Genomic DNA, 19973 nt, shown 5'->3' with positions numbered 1-19973 from the left:
TCGCCCCATGTCAGTTGTGGATCTACCGACCCGGCACGCGGCCGGATGGGACCGCGCGACCCGCCATCCCTTCCTGGCGGCGGTGGCGGCGGGCACGGTTCCCGAAGCGGCGTTCCGGACGTGGCTCGTTCAGGACTACCTCTTCGTCGGCGACCTGCTGCGTTTCCAGTCCCGGCTGCTCGCCCGGGCGCCCCGCGCGGCGCAGGCGATCCTCGTCGCGGGCGCGGCGGCGCTGGTCGACGAACTCGCCTGGTTCGAGAAGGTCGCCGTCGAAGAGGGGCTCGACCTGTCGGCGACCCGGCTGCCCGCCACGGCCGCCTACGACCGGCTGCTCACCGGGCTCGACGGCGTGCCGGTCCCGGAGGCGCTCACCGCGCTGTGGGCGCTGGAACGGGTGTATCTGGACGCCTGGTCGTTCGCGGCGCCGGGTGCGGAGCCGTACCGGGACTTCGTGGCGCACTGGACGACACCGGAGTTCGCCGCGTACGTCACCGAGCTGGCCACCGTCGCCGACGAGGCGTTGGCCGGAGCCGACCGGGGCGCGGCCGAGCCGCACTTCGTCGCGGTGGTGGAGGCCGAGATCGCGTTCTGGGACATGGCGTGGGAGCCGGCGTCATGATGCTCGCCGATGCGCTCTGGCGGGAGAACGCCGGACTCGCCGAGGCCGCGCTGGCGCACCCGTTCGTGCGCGGCATCGCCGACGGCACCCTCCCCCAGGACCGCTTCGCCGGGTACGTGGCGCAGGACGCGTTCTTCCTGGAGTCGTTCGCCCGAGGTTATGCCCTGGCCATCGCGCACAGTCCGGATCGGGCGGCGCTGGACTCCTTCACGGACCTGCTCGACGGCGTCCGCGCGGAACTGCGCCTGCACGCCTCGTACGCCGAGCGGTGGGGCATCGACCTGACCGCGGTCACCGCCTCGCCCGCCACGACGGCCTACACCGACTTCCTGCTCGCCACGGCGGCGCTCGGCGGCGTCGGCCTGACCTGCGCCGCGATGACACCCTGCATGCGCCTCTACGCCCACCTCGGCCAACGGCTCGCCGACGGGCCGGTCGACGGCCGCTACGCCGAATGGGTCGACACCTACGCCGACCCGGGGTTCGAGACACTCGCCGCCACCCTGGAGGAGCTGCTGGATCGGCACGCCGATCCGGACAGTCCGCGGGTGCGGGCCGCCTACCGGCGGGCGATGGAACTGGAGCTGGCGTTCTTCACCGCCGCTTTCGAGGCCCGTTAGACGACGGGGCCGCCGGGCTGCTGGGGGCCCTGGTTCTGGTTGACGATGCCGGTGATCGCGCGGAGGGGGCCGGCGGGGCCGAAGTACTCGACGGCGCGGCGTTCGACGGTGGAGCCGTCGGCGCGCTTCTCCACGACGGTGCGTTCGCTGCGAACGCCCTTGGTGATCACGAGGTACAGCCCGTACATGACGGCCGTCGCGACGATGCCCACCTCGATCACCGGCAGCTTGCCCCGGGCGGCGTCGAAGGCGCCCTTGACGACGGCCGGCCCCTCGTCGCCCTGCCAGGCCATCGACAGCGTCGCCAACGCGGCCTGCTCCAGCAGGACGGCGTCCGCGGACAGGGCGTCGACGGCGCTGTCCGCGTCGGCGAGTTCGCGCCGCATCTCATCGGTCGGCAGGTCGTCGGACTGGATCGCCACCAGGTACCGGCACGCCTGGACGACGGTCTCGCCGTCGTAGTCGCCGTCGGCGAGGAACCGCGCGAACGTCATCGCCAGTCTCCTTCGAGAGTGAGAGTCCAGGCGACCCACCGGGGATGGTGGGCCTCGGCCCGGCGGGACGCCGTGGCCAACGCTCCGGCGAGCGAGTGTTCACCGGAGAGAACGAGTGCGATCGTGTCGTCGATGATGGGTATCACCCGATCGGCGAGCGCCTCCCAGCGGGGGGCCACGAAGCTTCGGGTGCCGGCGTGCCGCAGCGCCCGGAAGAGGCCCAGCCGTTCGCCGTGCGGCGCGGCGTGGCTCTGCCCGACCTCGCACGCGGCGGTGAGGACGAGCGCGGGTGCGCGGTCCAGATGCTGCGCGTCCCGCCAGCCGAACCGGTGCCGGCGCCCGGCCTCGCTGGCGGTGGCCACGGTGTGCGCCAGCGGCAGCCCGCCGTCGCCGGCGAGCATCAGCGACACGTCCCGTTCGGTCCGCGAGACGTATCCGTGGCAGAGCAGCTTCACGAGATCCGTGCAGGCCATCAGCGCGTCGACGGCGCCGCGGTCGGCCGCCGTCCCGCGCAGCCGGAACAGCGTCCGCCCGGTGTCGTCGGCGAGGCGCCGGGACCGCTCCATCGAGGCGTCGAACGCGGTGACGATCTCGGTGTCCTCGTGGGCACGCGGCACCGCCACGGCACCCAGGGCTCCGATCGGGCCACGCGCGGGTGCGCTCGCGAGGTCCAGCAGGACGCCCCAGCTCGACACGTACGACGTGGTCCACTCCCCGAGCATGTGCCAGGGCAGGCCGGGAGCGTGCCGCGGTTCGATGATCACGACGTGTGCGGCGTCGCCGACCTGGTCGAGGTACCAGTCGGTCACGTCCGCCCAGCCGGGGATGTCGAGGGGGTCGCCGGGGCGGGTCGGCCACCAGTTCGCCAGGCGGGTGCTGATCCTGAGCGCGACCGGGCCGAGGTCCGCGGGGGCCGGCCGGAGCGCGCGCGTGGTGACCGCGCCCGAACCGGTGACGGTCGTGGCGAGCACCGTGTCCTCGTCGACCCACTCGACGACCACCACGGAACCGTTCGCCGGCGCGATGCGGCGCAGGTGCTCGTCGTCGAGCAGGACGAACGCGCCGAGCTGACCCATTCGCTCCCGCCAGTCCACCAGCGGCTGCGGCAGTTGCGGGTAACGCAGGTTCTCGCCGAGCATCCGTCGAACCTCCGGCGGCAGGCCACGCCCCTGCAGCGTCTGCGCCCGGTCGAGCAGGCCGCGGCGCAGGTCGGCGACGGACTGCAGGATGCGCAGCGGCGGTTCGGAACGCGCCAGGAGCGCCGCCGCGGTGCGGTCCAGCGGCTCGGTGATCGGGTCGGCCATCCGCACACTCGCGGCCAGATCACGCACGTGCCCGAACCGGATGGCCAGTGCCGCCGGCAGTTGGTACAGCAGGGCCCTGCCGTTGTCGTCGTCACCGCCGCCGAACCGGTGCATCGCCAGCCAGGCCAGCGCCGCGGGATCGTAGAAGTAGCCGTGCCGTTGGGCGAGCTTGCCGACCTGGATCCAGTGGTGCTCGGCGAACTCACCGAGCCCGAACGCCTCCTCGGTCAGCGCCATCCACGTCCAGCACCGGATCGCGGCGGCCCGTTCGTCCTCGCGCACGGCGTCCTCCGCCGCCCGGTTCAGCCGGCCGAGCAGGGCCAGCGGCTGGCCGACGGGACGCGGCCACTCGTCGCGCCTGAGGGCGATCAGCGTCGCGGCGGCGTCGAACAGGGCTCGCGCACCGATCGTCTCTTCGGCGAGGAGGTCGTCGAGAACGTGGAACGCCGCCGCCTGCTGCCCGCTCGTCGCGAGGGCCCGGGCGCGCAGCGCGTTCAGTCCCTGGCGGGGCAGTGTGGCCGGCGCACCGGCGGCGCAGGCGGCGTCGATCGCCGTCAGGGCCTCCCCCGGGCGCCCGCAGTCGACCAGCGCGGCCGCGTAGTCGAACAGCGTCCGCTGGTCCGGGTCGGTGCCGTCGGCCAGGAGTGGGCGCAGGAGGTCGACGGCGAGTTCCGGACTGATCGTGCGGTGGTTCTTCTGTGTGGTGAAGCGGATCAGGTCGCCGGCGTGGCGCAGTTCGGGGTCGAGGGCCGGAATGCTGTCGAGGATGTCGAACGCCTGCTTCTCGCCGGCCGGACCCGGCTCCGCCTCGATCGCGGCCTGCGCCCGCAGCGCCCGCAGGTGGATCCGTTCGACGGTGCCGGCCGCCGCCTCCCAGTCCTGCGGGGTGCGGCCGAGAACGCGCAGCGCCGCGGCGGGTCGCAGCATGTCGAGCAGGGCGTGGCCGAGCCAGATCAGGGTGTCGATCCGGGTCCCGGCGTCGTCGACGTCGGCCAGCACCCGTTCGGCCAGGGCGCGTGCGCCGTCGGCGTCGCCGTCGCGGACCAGGGCCGGTGCGGCGGTCGCCAGGTCGGCCGCGGGCTCCTCGGATCGCGCCGAGCGCCGGTACCTCTCCCGCCGCAGCGTGCGCAGTCCGGGTTCGGCGGCTTCCGGCAGACCGGCTTCGGCCGCCACCGCGCGGATCGTGGCCTCGTCGTCGTGCCCGTCGAGGGCGGCGCCCAGGGCGGTGGCGTCGAGGATGCCGGCCAGGCGTGGACCCGCCAGCGTGTACCTGTCGCGCTCCGCCGGGGAGGCGTCCAGCCGGAAGCGGACGTAGGCGGCGGCCCACTCCCCGGCGCGCGGGTTGGGGTCACCCGTTGCCGCACAGGCGGTGGCCAGCGCGGCGTCCAGGGCGTACGCCTGCGGCGTGCTCAGGCCGGTCGCCGTGCCGATCCGTTCGGCCAGCAGCGCGGGCACGCCGGGCAGGACCGTGTCACCCCAGACAGCCGTTTGGAGGGAACGTTCCAACGAAACGAGACCCGGATCGGCGGCGACGCCGAACAGCCAATGGGCCTGGGCTTCGACGAGCAGGGGCGCCCCACGCTCCGGACAGCCTTCGGCGATCGCCACGGCGAACACATCGGTCGCGAACTCGGCGCGACGCAGGTCGACCAGGTCCCGGACGGCCGCTCGGCTGGGCAGGGCCGCGATGGTCCGGACCGTCTCGTAGGCCGGTGCCAACCGTTCACGGACCTTGCGATGCAGGTCGTCGAGCGAGTCCGTGGCACCGAGGATCAGGCAGTAGCTCTCCGCGAGCCGCAGGAACTGCTCAGCCGTACCGAGCATCGCCGGGCCCACGTAGGCCAGACCCGGCCCGCGCGCGAAGCCGACGATGAGGCTGGGCGGGATGCCGAGCAACTGGCCGCAGCCGGGACACTCGGAGTCCTCCAATTCGCGGGCCAGAAACAGCCGCAGTGTCGGCGCGTGCATCAACGGCAGCGCCCGAACCGGCCCGCACGGCCCGAACGCCGCGACCGTTGCCCCGCATCGCCGACACGGCGGGGGCGGCACCGATTCCACCGCGTTATTATGCGCCGGCGGAAACCGGGGGAAATGAGATTCTCGTGGACACCGAACGATTCATCACACTCGCCGCAGCCTGCGAACGATCGGGCGATCACCGAGGGGCGGCGGCAGCCTACAAACAGGCCGGCGAACTCGCTGAGCAGCACGGAAACACCCATCTCGCGGCGGCGTGCGCGCAGGCCGAGGCGGTCGCCTGGTGGAATGCGGCAGACGCCGGGCGGTCCGGTCCGGCACTGATACGCGAACTGTCATTTCGCCGACAACTCGACGATCCGCGCCGGATCGCCGAAGTGCTCGTGGGGCTCGCGTTCCATCCGTTGATAAACGACCGGGGCGAATTCCTCCGCGAGGCGGAGGCGGTCGTCGACGCCAACGGATACGCCGATCTCCGATCGAGGCTCGACTCGACGATCAACGTGTTCCGCAGCGCCGGACTGGACCCGTACCGATAGCCGTCAATCGCGCTCCAGAAGTTCGGCGAGTTCGTCGGCCACCTCGGGGCGGTCGCTGCCGATGTCGCGCAGTGTGACGCTGATCGGCGGGTTCACCGCGCTGCGGGTGCCGGGCAGCCCGATGTCGCCGATGTCCGCCTCGAACGCCACCACCACACGGCCGTCCGGCAGCCGCAGGCTGACCCGGTAGCCGGCCGACCTGAGCAGCACCGGCTGCCCCGCGACCCGCGGATGGCTGGTGACCGCCACGTCCACCAGCACCGCGCCGCCCTCCGCCTTGGCGATCCGGTGCAGGAGCCGGATCGCCCGCTCGATGCCGTGGTTCTGGAGCATCTGATTGACCTCGGTGTGGGCCAGCATGATGCCGTCGGCCACCTCGTCGCCGAAGCCGGGGCCGTACATGTGGGCGCGCTGGTAGTCGGGCAGGCCGACGGCCGAGCCCGGGTCGGTGTACTTCTCGTACCCGGGCGCGTCGGCGCGCGGGATCGCGTCTCCGATCTCGCCGCTCACCCGTACGGTGACCGCGTTGTCGTCGCCCACGAACGCGACCGGACGGCCGGCGCCGGGCTGGCCTTGCCTCCCGCCGCCCTGGCCGCCGCCTTGGCCGCCGCCGCTTTGACCTCCGCCGCCCTGGCCGCCGCCGCTGGTCGGGCCGGGGCCGCCGCCGGTGTGGGTCGGGCCGCCGCCGCCCGAGCCGCCGCCGGATGCCGTGGCGGCCGGCTCTGCGGGTGTGGGGCCGGCGGTTGTCGATTCGGTGGATACCGGCGCGGCGGTCGCGTCCACGGGCGTGACCAGCGCGGCAGTGGTGTCCGCAGGCGTGACCGGCCCGGCGGTCGCGTCGACCGGCGCCGCTGTCGTTTCCACGGGGGCGACCGGCCCAGCCGTCGCGTCCACCGGCGATGCCGGCGTGACCGCGGCCGGCACGGGTGTGGCGGCCGGTGTCGCCGCGGGCGGGTTCACGACCGGGAATTCGCCCACCGGCGGGCCGAGGCGCACGGCCTTCGGGATCACCACCTGCGGGCCGCCGCCCTCGTAGGTCTTGCCCGCCATGCCGGGCGCGTTCTCCGCCTGCGGCCCGACCACGCCCTGGACGGTCGGCGTGCCGGCCGGCAGCTCGAAGACGCGGATCGCGTCCACCGGGTTGCCGGCGTGCCCGCCCGGCCAGTTCAACGGCAGGGCCGAACTCTCCCGGATCGCGGCCTCGCCGGTCTGCGCCAGCGCCTGCGCGTAGGCCAGCGCCTCGTCGAGGTTGTAGAAGACGTGATCGGAGTAGGCGCCGGGGGGCCCGGCCCGAACCACGTAGCCCGGCTGTTCGGTCACCGAGAAGTAGCCGCGTTCCAGGAACGCGCCCGGGTCCTCCTTGATCCCGGCCGCCGGTCCGGTCGGCCCGGCGGGCGCCGTCGTCGGGCCGCTCGTGGCGGGAGCGGTCGGATCCGCGGGCACCGCCGCCGGATCGGCCGGCACTATCGCGGGGTCGGCCGGCACGGGAACGGCATCAGCCGGCGCAGGACCGGAGTCGGCCGGCACCGAAGCAGGATCCGTCGGCACGGGCCCGGCCTCGGTCGGTACATGGCCGGCCTCGGTCGGCGCGTGGCCCGTGTCGGTGGGCGCGTGGCCGGAGTCCGTCGGCACCGTGCCGACGTCCGCCGCCGGCCGCCGGATCGCGCCGACGATGGCCTCGCCGACCACGCCGCTGACCGTGCCGGTCAGCCCGCCCATGGCGGCGCTGCTGCCGGAGGCCGAGAGGATCGCGCCGAGCGGGTCGCCGCTCTGCCAGGTGCCCTCGCTGAGGATCGCGCCGGCCGCGCCGGACGGCACGCCGGACAGCGCGCTCTCCAGGCCGTTCTCCAGCCCGGCCTTGGCCAGCTTGGCCAGTGTGCCGGACTCCGCGGCCTCCTTCATGGCGGCGAACGCGGGCGACTTCATCAGCGCTTCCAGCAGTTTCGCCCCGGTGCCGGCGGTGGCCGCCGCGATGAGTGCCTCGGCGGTGCCCTGCGCGAGATCCTGCGCGATGCCCTCGGCGTCGTACGCCGCGCCCTTGCCGAGTTGGCGCGCGGTGATGCCGGCCGCCGTCGCCGCGACGGCCGCCACCAGGCCGGTGGCCACGACGGTGCTGGTGCCCAGGGCGCCCGCCAGCCCGGCGATGACCGGCGCGGCGGCGCCGCCGCTGAGGACGGTCACCGCGATGCCCGCGCCGATCGCCGCGACCGTGGCCATCGTGTCGGTCACCGAGTCCACGGCGGCGCGGTGCTCCTCCACGTCCTTGTCGCCGTAGCCGGTCCACCGTTCGAACCGGGCCTTGGCGGCCTGCGTGCGCGGGTCGTCCTCGCCGTAGGCCTCCTTGAGCCGGGCGTACTCGGCGTAGGCCCGTTCGGATTCGCCGGTGGTGGCCGACAGGACCCGGGCCTCCTCGTTGTCGAACAGGTCGCCGAGCACGCCGACGCCGTCGTCCAGCTCCCACTCGGTGCGGGCCTTCTGGTACGCGAGCATCTCCTCCGGCGTCTTGGTGCCGTTGAGCATGAGATCCACGTCGGCCCAGTCCCGGCCCTTGAGGTCGCCGCCGAGGTCGTCGCGCAGATCGTTGCCGGTCAGTTCCTTGTACTGCCGGGCCAGGTCCTCGATCTCCTTCTTGGACTTGCCCATCAGGGTCTTGCGGATCGTGTCCTCGTTGGTGCCGGCGCCGAAGATCGCGTACTTGAGTTCCTGGGCGTCCGTCAGCTTGCCGCCCGAGCTGATCAGATCCCGGGCCTCGTCGTACGAGTGGCCGGACATCTCCAGTTCGATCACCGCTTGGAAGCCGCCCGGCCCCCACATCGGGTTGTCCGCGTCGTAGCGCGCCTCCAGGGCGGCCATGTTCTCCTTGGCGCGGGTGCCGATCTGCGCCTCCGCGTCGGCGCGCAGCTTCTCCAGCTTGGCCGCCCGTTCCGCCGGGGACAGCTGGGCGTTGGCCGGATCCTCGTTGAACCGCACCTCCAGGTCGCGCAGCACCTCGGTCTTCGCCCGGGCGTGCTGGTTGCGCAGCACCGCGTTGACGGCGTCGTCGCTGGTGTACCCGGACTCGTGCTCGATCTGGATCTTCGCGGCGTCCATCGCGGTGAGGTCGTGCGCGTGCTCCGCCTTGGCCAGGTTCAGTTCGCCGCCGGAGAGGTCGTCGGCCAGGTCCGCGTCGAGGCTGGCGCCGTAGGCCGCCCCGTACTGCTGGCCGATCGCGGCGGTGCGGCGGCGCACCTCGGCCGCGATCTCGGCCGTGGACATGCCCTTGGCCCGCGCCTCGGCCTCCACCTCCTCGCGGATCTGGCCGTACACGCCGTGGATGGCCGCCTCGTCGGTGCCCAGGCCGCTCATCGCCTCGTTCAGCGCGATCGCGTCCGCGCGGGCGGTGTCGCCGGACAGCAGCGCGTTCGCCTGGTCCAGTTCGTTGCCGGACAGGTCGCCGGCCAGCCGCTCGGTCAGGTCGACGCCGTACTTCTCCTTGTACGCGGCCACGATCGCGTCGCGCTCGGCCGGCGTCTTGCCCCGCAGCGTCTGCATGATCGTGGCTTCGTCCGTGCCGGCGCCGCTCATCGCGTCGTTCAGCGTGGCCACTGCGGCGATCACCGGGTCGCCGGAGAGCAGGGCGTCGGCGCGTTCCTGTTCGCTGCCGCTGACATCGCTGTCGATGTCGTCGTCCATGTCGCGGTCGTAGACCGCCTGGTACGCCTTGCGCAGCGCCGCGATCTGGATCGGCGTTCGGCCGGCGAGCGCCTTGAACAGGCGGCCCTCGTCGGTGCCCACGCCCTTGACCGAGCCGCGCACGTCGCGCACCAGCACACCGGCGTCGAAGGCGGGATCCTGCGCCCGGCCCAACGCGTTCAGGTCCTCCCAGGCCAGGTCCGCGATGGCCTGCTTCTCCAGTTCCTGGGTCAGCTCCGGCACCCGCCGCTGCTTGAGCCGGGTGATCAGGCCGGTGGCCACCGCGCCGACCGGGTCCTGCCCGCCGGACTGCAGGAACGCCGCGACCACCGCGCGCTGCTCGGCGGTGAGCCGGCTCAGCTCCGCGGTCACCGCGGCGGTGTTGCCGGCGGCCAGCTGATCGCGCATCCGGACCAGCAGGTCGAAGTCGGCGGTCACCGCGTCGCGGGTCTGGGCGTTGCGCTGCGCCTCCCACGCCTTGGTGTCGGCCCGGCTGTCGGCGGCCCAGTCCTTGAACGAGTCGAGCAGCCGCTCCCACCAGCTGCGCTGCCGCCCCTGCTTGCTGGCGGCCCAGTCCCGGATCTGGTTCCGGGAGGTCTCCAGCACACCCGTCACGGCGTCCTGCAGCGCGGTGACCTCCTGCCGGGCCTGGGTGCTGAGCCGCGCGACCGTGGCGTCGACCTCGGCGGCCTGCTCGTCGCCCCAGTTCAGCGCGGGCCGGCCCGCGATCTTGCCGGCCTCCGGGTCGGTCGCCCCGGTACGCAGCCGGGCGGCCTCCGCCTGCGCCTGCTGCCGGTACTGCGCCTTCTGCCCGTCGCCCGCCCGGGTCAGCTCGGCCGCCCGGTTCTCCCCGGCCGCCCGCAGCGCGGCCACCGCGGCGGCGGCGGTCGACTCCACCGTGCCGAGGTAGCGGTCCCGAAGGCCGTCGATCACCGCCGGGTCGGGGGTGCCGTCGGCCGCCAGTTCGCGCCGGGTCACGTAGTCGTCGGCCGCCGCCTTGGCACCGGCGATCTCCTTCGACTCCTCGTCGCCGCGGGCGCTCACCCCGGCCTGCGCGGCCGAGGAAGCGGTGGACAGGTCCGCCGCCGCGGTGGCGGCCTGCTGGCTCGCCTGGGCCTGCTGCTCGGCCACCTTGGCGGCGAGCTGCTCCGCGGTGATGCCGGCCGCCGCGGCCACCCCGTCCAGTTCGGCCGCGATGTCGGCCTCCTGGGTGGCCGCGAGCGCGGTGGCCTTGTCGGCGAGCGCGGCGACGGAACCGCTCGGGTCCAGCCGGGCGGCGGCCGCGCGGGTGAAATCCTGGGCGTAGCGGGGCACGTCCCCGCGGATCCGGGCCAGCACGTCGCCGATCGCCTCGACCTGCGCCGGCGGCGGCGGTTGCAGCGAGGCGGCGCCGGAATCCTTGAGGGTGATCGGCTCCCCGCTCGCGGTGCCGGCGGTGGGCGCCGTGACGTCGGCGACCTTGCCGGAGACCTGGTCGGCCCGGGCGTCGGCCGGCACGTTGCCGACCGCCGGCGCGGACGCCGGGGCCGGCATGCCGGGTGCGGTCAGGCCCACCGGTGCACCGCCACCGCCGCCCCCGCCGCCGAAGGACGGCATCGGGCGCATCGCCGGCAGCGTCTGGTCGCTCAGCCGGACCGTGCCGGACCGTTCGACCGCCTTCACCGCCGCGTCCGCGGCGGAGGTGTCCAATTTCTGCTCGCGGGGCGGCTCGCCGGGCGGCGCCGGCACCCGGGCGGTGGCCTCCGAGCCGAAGTCGGGCTTCTGCGCCCGTCGGGCCTGGTCGATCTGGGCGGCCTGGTCGGCGAGCTGGCCCGGCCCCGCGGCGACCGCGGACAGGTCCGGCGGGGGGATCGAGTCGGTGGCACCGGCGACGGCGCCCTGCCACCGGCCCAGCGGGTCGGGACCGGCCTGGTCGGCGTCGGTCGCGACCGGCCCGGCCGTGGGCCCGGCGAGCAGGTCCGCCGCCGGCAGGTCGGTGGTCCGCGACGACGTCAGCGGTGGTGCGTCCGGATTCTGGGGAACGCCGGACGCGGCGCCGCTCGGCGGCGGCTGGACCTGTCCGGGCGATGTCGCGCCGCTGGGGTCCGGCCCCGTCAGCGCGGTGCTGACCGGCTCCCCGCCGACGGACGACAGGTCGACGGGCCCCGTGCCGACGGGCTCGGAACTGATGGGCCCCGCGTCGCCGGGCCCCGTGCTGACCGGCCCTGCGTCGACCGGCCCCCCGCTGACGGGCCCGAAGCTGACCGGAGCCGTGCTGACCGGCCCCGCGTCGGCGGGCTCTGAGCTGAGCGGCTCCGCGTCGGCCGGCTCCGCCGACGAGGTCTGTCCGGCGGAAGCGGACGCCGGATCGAGCAGGGCGGCGACGGAGCCGTTTCCGCCGTTCTGCTGGAGCCAGAGCAGCGTCGCCGGGTCCATCGCGGACACCGCCGGGGCACCGCCCTCGCCGCTGCGGAACGCCTGCGCCACGCCACCCGGGACGGCGCGATCGCCGGTGGGCTGCGCCGACGGAGCCGCCGTGTCCGGTTCGGCGCTGAGCGGTTCCACGGCCGCCCGGGATCTCTCCCCGCTCATGAACCACCCATCGCCGTGTGCTCAGGTCACCATCAGCATCGCAGTGGGCCCGAGTCTCCCTGGCCCGCCGCACGCCCAAGCCCCCGGGCACGCCTTGACGCCCGAACGGGTCGTCGATCGAGTGTTACCTATCGTGGCAAGGGCAGCCATCAACCACTCGGTGGGCACACCCGACAACGAGCCACGCCCCGTGCGGGTGAACCGGTGCCCGGATGTTCCAATCAGGCCGTTTCTGAGCCGATATGTAACGAGGAACCTCGTTCCCGCGATGTCGTTCCCTTGGACGTGACGCTCTCGCCACCTCCAATACGAATCGAACTCACCGGCCCCGAGGCCAAGTCCGAACTCGGTTCGCTCATCGAATGGCTGCAGGCCCACCCCGGCGTCGGAGACCGGGCCGTGCTCACCGAGGTCGGTTCGGGCCGGCAGGGCACCGGCCTGATGGGCGACCCGGCCTTCGTCATCGAACTCGCCGTCACCGCCACGTTCGAGACGGCGAAACTGATGCTCGCCATCGCGACCTGGCGGCGCGCCTGCCGGTCGGAGTCGTCGACGGTCGTGCGTCGCGCGGAACGCGAGATACCGGCACCGGACGGGAACGCGGGTCCGGACGACATCGATCGCGCCGCGCGACGGCTCGACGGCGGGGACTGACCGCATGCTCCCTGATCCGCGGGCGTCGCGGGTCGTCATCATCGGCACCGCGAAGTACGAGGACGAATCGTGGGCCGGTAGACAACTCGACGCCGTCAGAGCCAACGTCTCCGATCTGACCGACCTGTTCCGCGACGGGAACTACTGGGGCCTCCCACCGGAGAACTGCATATCGGTCATCGATCCGGAGAGCCGGGAGGCGCTGATCGATCCGATCCGCGCGGCGGCGGCAGAGGCCACCGACACCCTCCTCGTCTACTACGCGGGACACGGATTCCTGTGCGCCCGCGACGGCGCCTCCAAACTGCACCTCACGGTCACCAAGACCGTCGACCGCGACCGCCTGCACGCGGTCGAGTTCGACCTGGTCCGGGAGGCGGTGTCGCGCAGCCCGGCCCGACGCAGGATCCTGATCCTCGACTGCTGCCACGCCGGGGTCGCGCTCAGCGGCATGGGAGCGGCCGTCGACCGGAAACCGCTGCGGGGCACGTACGTGCTCGCGGCCGTCTCGCCGGACGCGGGGGCCGTCGCCCCGCCCAACGCCCGCTACACGGCGTTCACCGGAGAACTCCTCGCCCTGCTCCGCGACGGTGTCGCGGACGGCGGCCCGGCGCTCACCCTCGACGACCTCTTCGACCACCTCTGGAAACGGCTGGCGGCCCGCGGACTCCCGGAACCGTGGCGCAGCAACGTCGGCACGGTCGGCGACCTCCCGCTCGTCCGCAACCGGGCCGAGGCGCCCGGCGCGAGGGCCGACCTCCTCGCCATCGACTTCGGCACCTCGAACACGACCGCGGCCCTGCGGCTCGCCTCCGGCACCGTCCGGCCGCTGCGTTTCGACGACCTGGCCACGCTGCCCTCGGCGGTCGCCCTCACCCCCGACGGCGGCTACTACGTCGGCGGCGACGCGATCCGTTACGCACGCGCCCGGCCCGCGGCCTTCCAGTCCTCGCCCAAGCGACACATCGGCAGGGCGCTCGTCGAACTCGACGGCTACGCGGTACCGGTCGCCGACCTGGTGGCCCAGGTCCTCAAGCGGGTCGCGGTCGAGGCGCACAACGCGCTCGGCCACCAACCGGGCCGGTTGGTCCTCACCCATCCGTACACCTGGGGTCCCCGGCACCGGGCCGTGCTCGAGGCCGCGGCGTTCAAGGCCGGCCTGCCGCCGCCGCAGTTCGTCTCGGAACCGCTGGCGGCGGCCACCTACGTCACCCGGCGTCCGGACCACGACATCCGGCCCGGTGCGCTCCTGGTCGTGTACGACTTCGGCGGCGGAACGTTCGACGTCAGCACCGTGCGCCGCGTCGCCACCCCGGCGGTGTGGGAGGTGGTGCGTTGCGACGGGCTGGAGAACACCGGCGGCGTCAACCTCGACGAGGTGATCGTCGAGTGGTTCGGCCGGCAGATCGAGAAGCACGACCCCGTCGCCTGGCAACGGCTGCGCACGCCGACGACCGAGGAGGACCGCCAGCAGCTGCACCTGCTCGTGGAGGACGCCCGCCTCGCCAAGGAGCGGCTCAGCACCGACATCAGCACCCGGGTGTTCCTCAAACCCGTCAACGCCGACGTCGACCTCACCCGGGCCGAGTTCGAGGAGTTGGCCGCCGACATCATCGAACAGACCGTGCGCCGCACCGCCGCCGCGATCGCCGGCAGCGACGCCGGGCCCGATGAGGTCGCCGCCGTCGTGCTGATCGGCGGTTCGAGTCGCATCCCGCTCGTCACGCGCCGCCTGGAGCAGCTCACCGGCACCCTTCCGCGGATCGCTCCCGAACCGGAGCTCGTCGTGTCCGAGGGCGCCCTGCACCACTTCGCGACAGCACCGGTCGCACCGCCGCCCCGCCCGGTGGTGAACCCGTGGACGGCGCTGCTCAGCCTCGTGTGCGGGCTGTGCGCCGGCGGCGCGGCCGCCCTGTACTCCGCGCCCGGGGTGCCCGGGCGGGTCGCCGCGGTGGTCAGCGGACTCGCCATCACCGTCACCGCTTATCTGCTGTTCACGCACTCCGTACCGGCCATCGGGAAACGAAGAGGTCCGACCGCACGATGACTGCCGTCATGCCACCGCCCGCCCGCGAACCGGCGAAGCCGTTCTGGCGGCGCAAGAGAATCCGGGTCGCCGCGCTCCTGCTGGTCGCGGCGGCGGCCGTGCCGATCGCGCACTGGTGGCCGTCCGGCCCGCGGTCCGATCCCCGGAACCCGTGCGCCTCCGTCTCGGGAGCGGGCCTGCGCATCTGGTCGGAGGCGGGCGACTGTGTCGGCGTCACCGACGGGAGCGCGCCGATCGATCCGGAGTTCAACGAGATGGCCGGGGGTCGTTTCGGGCAGCTGCTCGACGCCGTCCGGGAGGAGAACCGCAGGGTCGACGCCGGCACCGTGAAGGCCGACGACGGTCGAACCCTGTGCGCCGTCGAGAACAAGGCGACGGTCGACGTCGTCGCGTTCGCGCCGTGGCGGCACGAACTGACCGGCAGCCGCGCCTACAACCAGCTCACGGGCATGTACGTGGCCCAGTGGCAGGCGAACCACCTGCGCCAGCCCGGCGGCTGTGATCCGCTCATCCGGCTGCTCATCGCCGATCCGGGAAAGGACGTCAAGGCCTGGAAGTCGGTCACCGCGCAGGTGCTGTCCAATCCCCGCGCGGTGGCGGTGATCGGCTTCACGCTGAGCCGCACCGAGACGATCGAGGCGGCCCGGGAGTTCAACGTGAACGGGATGCCGGTCGTCGCCGACCTCGTCACCGCCGACGGGTTCGACCGCACGAACTTCGCGAACGCGCCGGCGACCTGCAACCTCAAGAGCGACCCGAGCCGCCCGTTGGACGACTTCTACCGGATCACCTACTCCAACGCGAGGTACCTCGAGAAGCTCTCGAAATACCTCACCGCCCAGCGACTGCTGGAGCCGGGCGCGGCCCGGCACGTGACCCAGCACGACTACCGGAAGGACTCGTTCGCCTGCACGAACGTCCACCACGTCAACGCGCTCATCAAGCCGTCGACGCTGCCGATCGAGTTCGACCTGAGCATGCGCAGCCACGACGCCGCCGGCCAGATCGGCACCAAGGTCGCACCGATGTGCGCCGATCATTCGATCACCACGATCTTCTACACCGCGCGCGCTCTCGACCTCGCCAACCTGCTCCAGGCGGCCGAGCAGCCCTGCCAGAACCGGGAGCTGACCCTGGCCGCCGGCACGGACGCGACCCGACTCCTCACTCCCGAGATCGATCCGACGAACGAGGCGCAACGCAGGAAGGCGCTGGAGATCCTGAGCCGCGGCAAGATCAAGCTGTTCTTCCCGGCGACGTCGACCCCCGCGCAACTCCTCGGCACCGACGGCTTCCGCGACTTCCAGCGGGCGTTCGAAGGTGCGTTCGCCGCTCCGCAATTCAGGGACTTCCGGCTGAACGACACCCAACTCGCCAACACCTGGTTGGTCAACGCGCACGACGCGTTCTTCACCGCCGCCAACGCGGTCCACGCGCTGAGCGTCAACGGGCAGCCGTACACGCGGGACGCGGTCTCCAGCAACCTGAGCGTCGTGAGCGTGGACAACGCCGCCCAGGGGAACCTGCGCTTCGGCGCGGACGGCACCCGTGCCGGTGAACCCGCCGTCGTGCGGCTCTGCGTCGACAACGGCACCCCGTCGCTGGTGGCCGCCGCCCCGGAGCGCGCGGCCACCTGCCCGTCGGACCCTCCGGTCAGGGCCGCCGGGTGAGCGGACCCAGCTGAAGATTGTCGGCGGTCGCGCCGCCGCCGCACGCCGGCGCACCCGCCACGAAGTACGCCCGCCCACCGGACGCGGCGGCGCCGAACCCGTGCCGGCCGCCGTGCGGCAGCGGCGGGAGCGACGACCAGCGGTCCGTCCGGGGGTGGTAGACGGTGACGTCGTCGAAGGTTTCGGTGTCGCTGCCCGGCCGGCATTCACCGCCGGCGTAGACGATCCGGCCGTCGAGCACCACCGCCGCGCCGGCCGAACGCGGTACGGGCAGCGGTGCGGCCTCGCTCCAGCGGCGGGTCCGGGGGTCGTACACGTCGTGCCGGGCCAGGTTCCGTGCGACGTCCTCGTCGCGGCCGCCGAGCACGTGGATGCGGCCGTCGAGCACGGCGACGCCGGCGTGGTCGCGGGGCACGACCGGCAGCGGCGGCGCCGCCGCGTAGGCCCGCCGGGCCGGGTCGTACACCAGGTGGGTCCGCACCGTGCCGAACCCCGCTTCGATCGGCAGGCCGGGCACCGCCTCGACCCGATGCGAGTCGCGGCCGCCGAGCAGGTGCAGCCGGCCGTCGAGCGCCGCGACGCTCACCGATCCGAGCGCGGTCGGCAGGTCGGGCAGCCGCCGCCAGCTGTCGCGCCGCACGTCGTACTCGTAGGCCACCGGCTGCGGCCGCAGGTGCACGATGCCGGTGAAACCGCCGAACGCGTACAGCCGTCCGCCGAGCCCCGCGACACCGACGTGGGTGAGCGGCCGCGGTAGCGGCGCGTGCGTGGACCAGCGGCCGGTACGCGGGTCGTAACTGGTCACCAGCGTGCTCGCCCAGGCCGGTTCGGCGGCGCCGTCCCGCACGGTGCCGCCGACCACGAACACCCGGCCGTCGACCGCGGCGACCCCGACCTCGCCGCGCGCCTGCGGCATCGGCGTCGCGTCCCGCCAGTGCGCCGCGACCCGCGTGTGCGCCACCGCGGCGGCCGGGGTCGACACCACCGCTCCCGCCACGGCCAGCCCGCCCGCCACCGTCAACGCGGCCGTACCGCGCACTCTGTGCCACACAGCTGCCGCCTTTCCTTGCATGGAAACGAGTTCCGTTCGGCGTCAACTCTTCCGGCCGACGGTGCGGGGCGTCCAAAACCGAATCCGTCGGCCCGATACCGGGCCGGTATCGTTCCCGGTGATGGAGTTACGCCTGCTGCGCTATTTCGTCGCCGTCGCCGAGGAACGGCACTTCGGACGCGCCGCCGCCCGGTTGCACATGACCCAGCCGCCGCTGAGCCGCGCCATCCGGCAGCTGGAGAACGACCTGGGCCTCGTGCTCCTGCACCGTTCGGCGACCGGGGTCGAGCTGACCGACGCCGGCGAGGCCCTGTACACGGAGGCCGGCACGCTCCTCGAACACGCCGGCCAGGCGCGTGCGCGGGTCGTCGCGGCCGGCGCCGCCACGCTCACCGTGGGCACGCTCGGCGACGACGGCGACACCGGCGCGCGCCTCGCCGCGGCGTTCCGCGAACGGCATCCACGCGCGCCGATCCGGTTCCGTCAGGCCGACTTCACCGATCCGACCGCCGGCCTGCGCGGTGGCCTGGCCGACGTGGCCATCACCCGGACGCCGTTCGACGACAGCGGGATCGGCACGCACGTGCTGCGCTGCGACCCGGTCGGCGCGGTGCTGCGGGAGAACGACCCGCTCGCCGGCCGCGACTCGATCCGCCTCGCCGACCTGGAGTCACGCCCCTGGTTCCAGCTGCCGGAGGGCGTGGACCCGGCCTGGCGGGCGTACTGGAACGGGCTGCGGGACCCGGGTGCCAGACCGGCCGGCATGGTGGTGCGCACCGTCAGCGAGTGCGTGCAGGCCGTCGTCTGGAACGGCGTGACCGGAATCGCGCCGCGCACGCATCCGCTGCCCGCCGGGCTGTGCTGGGTTCGGCTGGCGGACATGCCGCCGAGCCCGCTGGTCGTGGCGTGGGCGACGGCCCGGCGGGATCCGCTGATCCGCTCGTTCGTCCGAACGGCCGTCCGCGCGTACAGCCCGGCGTAAGCCGCCGGCCGTGGTACCGCGGTACCACCGCGCGAGGGCACCGCGGGTGGATGGCCCGTTCCCGCATCGTCCGTAATTTCGACGCCATGATCGAAGTACACGAGCTGACGAAGCGGTTCGGTGACACCACCGCCGTCGACGGGATATCGTTCCGCCTCGATCCCGGTTCCGTCACCGGTTTCATCGGACCGAACGGCGCCGGGAAGTCCACGACGATGCGGATGATGGTCGGCCTGGACCGTCCCACGTCCGGCCGCTGCCTCGTCGACGGGCGGCGCTACGCGGACCTGGCGGCACCGATGCGTTCGGTGGGCACCCTCATCGACGCCGAGGCGGCGCACAAGGGCCGCAGCGCGCGCAATCACCTGCGGGTCCTCGCCCGCACGCACGGCATCCCCGACCGGCGGGCCGACGAGGTCCTGGAGACCGTCGGCCTGACCGACGTGGCGAACAAGCGCATCGGCGGCTTCTCCCTCGGCATGCGCCAGCGGCTCGGGCTCGCCACCGCGCTGCTCGGGGATCCGGCGGTACTGCTGCTCGACGAGCCCGCGAACGGCCTGGACCCCGACGGCATCATCTGGATCCGGACGCTGCTGCGGTCGCTGGCGGCGGAGGGCCGGACCGTCTTCGTCTCCAGCCACCTCATGGGCGAACTCGCGCAGACCGCGCACCGCCTGATCGTGCTCGGCCGCGGTCGGGTGCTGGCCGACGACGCGGTCGACGCGCTGACCGCGCGCTTCGGCACCCGGGTGGCCCGGGTGCGCCCCGACCGCCCGGCCGAACTGGAGGAGATCCTGCGCCGCCACGACGCCGCCGTGACCCGCCTCCCCGACGGGGCGCTCGAGGTCACCGGGATGGACTCCCCCGACATCGCCGTGCTGGCCCATCGGCACGGCATCCTGCTGTTCGAGAACACGACCGTGGCCGCCTCGCTCGAGGAGGCCTATCTGGCGCTGACCCAGGACCAGGGCCGGCACGTCGCGAAGGTGAGCCGATGACGACCGTCGACCAGCGGACCGCGCGGCTGAACATGCCGCACCTCGTCTCCTCGGAGTGGCTGAAGCTGCGCTCGCTGCGGGCGTTCTGGGTGGGGGTGGCCGCGGCGCTCCTGCTCGGTGTGCTCGGCGGGGTGCTGCCGACGATGTTCTTCACGCCGGAGAACCCGCCGACCTCGGACGAGGCACCGTACGTGGTTTTCATGATCGCGAACATCGGTGTGCAGGTCGCGATCCTCACGCTCGCGGTGCTGACCCTGGGTTCGGAGTACTCGACCGGTTCGATCCGGCTGACGTTCGTCGCGGCGCCGTCGCGGCTACGGGTGATCGCGGCCAAGGCGCTGGTCGTCGCCGTCACCTCGGCGCTGTTGGCGGTGGTGTCGCTGCCGATCTCGTGGCTGGTCGTGCTGCCCCGGTTGAACTCGCTCGGGCTGGACACGCCCATCGGCAACGTCTTCGGCGCGCTCGGCCGGCAGGTCGGGTTCCTCACGCTGCTGGCGCTGTTCGCCTTCGCGGTCACGCTCGCCGTTCGCAGCACGGCGATCGCGGTCGGTGTCGTGCTCGGGGTCGTCTTCGTGGTCCCGTCGCTGCTGAACCTCATCGGCGGCGGCCTCGACCTGGAACTGGACAGGCTGGGTTTCGCCGAGGCGGCCGGCAACATCTTCGACGGTTCCTCGTCGGCCGGCACGGTGCTCGCCGGTGTCCTCACCGTCACCGTCTGGTGGGCGGTGCCGTTCGTTCTTGGCGCGGCGGCCCTGGTGCGCAAGGATGCGTGACC

General features: G+C 73.4%; 13 protein-coding genes. 9 read left to right on the top strand and 4 right to left on the bottom strand.

Annotated elements, in window-relative coordinates; genetic code table 11:
- Nucleotides 1-7: 7 nt before the first annotated feature.
- Both Val02_RS02970 and Val02_RS02965 read left to right on the top strand, forming a co-directional pair.
- Complete coding sequence (locus Val02_RS02970; RefSeq protein WP_203897266.1) at nucleotides 8-619, top strand: TenA family protein; 612 nt, start codon at nucleotides 8-10, stop codon at nucleotides 617-619.
- Complete coding sequence (locus Val02_RS02965; protein WP_203897265.1) at nucleotides 616-1239, top strand: TenA family protein; 624 nt, start codon at nucleotides 616-618, stop codon at nucleotides 1237-1239. Before Val02_RS02970 ends, Val02_RS02965 begins: the two co-directional genes overlap by 4 nt.
- Here Val02_RS02965 and Val02_RS02960 read toward each other — a convergent pair.
- Together Val02_RS02960 and Val02_RS02955 are read right to left on the bottom strand one after the other, a co-directional pair.
- Nucleotides 1236-1733: a hypothetical protein gene (locus tag Val02_RS02960; RefSeq protein ID WP_203897264.1), complete on the bottom strand. Its 498-nt coding sequence runs from the start codon at nucleotides 1731-1733 to the stop codon at nucleotides 1236-1238. The two genes, Val02_RS02965 and Val02_RS02960, sit on opposite strands and share 4 nt — an antisense overlap.
- The gene (locus Val02_RS02955; protein ID WP_203897263.1) at nucleotides 1730-5005 is read right to left on the bottom strand and encodes a CHAT domain-containing protein; all 3276 of its coding nucleotides are present in this window, start codon (nucleotides 5003-5005) and stop codon (nucleotides 1730-1732) included. The genes Val02_RS02960 and Val02_RS02955 overlap by 4 nt, the downstream gene beginning before the upstream one ends.
- Before the next feature lie 134 nt (nucleotides 5006-5139).
- Between Val02_RS02955 and Val02_RS02950 the strand changes: the two genes are divergently transcribed.
- A complete protein-coding gene (locus tag Val02_RS02950) occupies nucleotides 5140-5553 on the top strand; it encodes a hypothetical protein (protein WP_203897262.1) in 414 nt (137 codons plus the stop codon).
- 3 nt (nucleotides 5554-5556) lie between these two features.
- Here the strand turns inward: Val02_RS02950 and Val02_RS02945 are convergent, their stop codons facing one another.
- Nucleotides 5557-11796: a polymorphic toxin type 4 domain-containing protein gene (locus Val02_RS02945; RefSeq protein ID WP_203897261.1), complete on the bottom strand. Its 6240-nt coding sequence runs from the start codon at nucleotides 11794-11796 to the stop codon at nucleotides 5557-5559.
- A gap of 285 nt (nucleotides 11797-12081) precedes the next feature.
- Between Val02_RS02945 and Val02_RS02940 the strand changes: the two genes are divergently transcribed.
- Genes Val02_RS02940 through Val02_RS02930 form a run of 3 tightly spaced genes read left to right on the top strand, consistent with a single transcriptional unit; the run spans nucleotide 12082 to nucleotide 16167 of the window.
- Nucleotides 12082-12450 carry an effector-associated constant component EACC1 gene (locus tag Val02_RS02940; RefSeq protein WP_239152320.1) on the top strand — a complete coding sequence of 123 codons (369 nt, stop codon included), beginning with the start codon at nucleotides 12082-12084 and terminating at the stop codon, nucleotides 12448-12450.
- Nucleotides 12451-12454: 4 nt separating this feature from the next.
- A complete protein-coding gene (locus tag Val02_RS02935) occupies nucleotides 12455-14497 on the top strand; it encodes a caspase, EACC1-associated type (protein ID WP_203897259.1) in 2043 nt (680 codons plus the stop codon).
- A complete protein-coding gene (locus Val02_RS02930; RefSeq protein ID WP_203897258.1) occupies nucleotides 14494-16167 on the top strand; it encodes a hypothetical protein in 1674 nt (557 codons plus the stop codon). The genes Val02_RS02935 and Val02_RS02930 overlap by 4 nt, the downstream gene beginning before the upstream one ends.
- Here the strand turns inward: Val02_RS02930 and Val02_RS02925 are convergent.
- Nucleotides 16151-17218 (bottom strand): Kelch repeat-containing protein, encoded by a 1068-nt coding sequence (locus tag Val02_RS02925; RefSeq protein WP_203897257.1) that lies wholly within the window; start codon nucleotides 17216-17218, stop codon nucleotides 16151-16153. The two genes, Val02_RS02930 and Val02_RS02925, sit on opposite strands and share 17 nt — an antisense overlap.
- Nucleotides 17219-17339: 121 nt before the next feature.
- Here Val02_RS02925 and Val02_RS02920 point away from each other — a divergent pair, with 121 nt between their 5' ends.
- The 3 genes from Val02_RS02920 (at nucleotide 17340) to Val02_RS02910 (ending at nucleotide 19971) form a co-directional block, all read left to right on the top strand.
- Complete coding sequence (locus tag Val02_RS02920; protein WP_203897256.1) at nucleotides 17340-18200, top strand: LysR family transcriptional regulator; 861 nt, start codon at nucleotides 17340-17342, stop codon at nucleotides 18198-18200.
- A gap of 86 nt (nucleotides 18201-18286) precedes the next feature.
- Nucleotides 18287-19198: an ABC transporter ATP-binding protein gene (locus Val02_RS02915; protein ID WP_203897255.1), complete on the top strand. Its 912-nt coding sequence runs from the start codon at nucleotides 18287-18289 to the stop codon at nucleotides 19196-19198.
- Nucleotides 19195-19971 carry an ABC transporter permease gene (locus Val02_RS02910; protein ID WP_203897254.1) on the top strand — a complete coding sequence of 259 codons (777 nt, stop codon included), beginning with the start codon at nucleotides 19195-19197 and terminating at the stop codon, nucleotides 19969-19971. Before Val02_RS02915 ends, Val02_RS02910 begins: the two co-directional genes overlap by 4 nt.
- The last annotated feature ends 2 nt before the right edge of the window (nucleotides 19972-19973 follow it).

The organism is Virgisporangium aliadipatigenens, assembly GCF_016863615.1.
Classification (GTDB): Bacteria; Actinomycetota; Actinomycetes; order Mycobacteriales; family Micromonosporaceae; genus Virgisporangium; species Virgisporangium aliadipatigenens.
The sequence above is the reverse complement of the archived record's forward strand: the minus strand, read 5'-3'. Positions and strand labels throughout refer to the sequence as shown.

What these genes read in the sequence shown, in the direction of transcription:
- Val02_RS02970 (WP_203897266.1), top strand. Translation starts at nt 8, where the DNA reads ATGTCAGTTGTGGATCTACCGACCCGGCACGCGGCCGGATGGGACCGC.
- Val02_RS02965 (WP_203897265.1), top strand. Translation starts at nt 616, where the DNA reads ATGATGCTCGCCGATGCGCTCTGGCGGGAGAACGCCGGACTCGCCGAG.
- Val02_RS02960 (WP_203897264.1), bottom strand. Translation starts at nt 1,733, where the DNA reads ATGACGTTCGCGCGGTTCCTCGCCGACGGCGACTACGACGGCGAGACC.
- Val02_RS02955 (WP_203897263.1), bottom strand. Translation starts at nt 5,005, where the DNA reads ATGCACGCGCCGACACTGCGGCTGTTTCTGGCCCGCGAATTGGAGGAC.
- Val02_RS02945 (WP_203897261.1), bottom strand. Translation starts at nt 11,796, where the DNA reads ATGAGCGGGGAGAGATCCCGGGCGGCCGTGGAACCGCTCAGCGCCGAA.
- Val02_RS02935 (WP_203897259.1), top strand. Translation starts at nt 12,455, where the DNA reads ATGCTCCCTGATCCGCGGGCGTCGCGGGTCGTCATCATCGGCACCGCG.
- Val02_RS02930 (WP_203897258.1), top strand. Translation starts at nt 14,494, where the DNA reads ATGACTGCCGTCATGCCACCGCCCGCCCGCGAACCGGCGAAGCCGTTC.
- Val02_RS02920 (WP_203897256.1), top strand. Translation starts at nt 17,340, where the DNA reads ATGGAGTTACGCCTGCTGCGCTATTTCGTCGCCGTCGCCGAGGAACGG.
- Val02_RS02915 (WP_203897255.1), top strand. Translation starts at nt 18,287, where the DNA reads ATGATCGAAGTACACGAGCTGACGAAGCGGTTCGGTGACACCACCGCC.
- Val02_RS02910 (WP_203897254.1), top strand. Translation starts at nt 19,195, where the DNA reads ATGACGACCGTCGACCAGCGGACCGCGCGGCTGAACATGCCGCACCTC.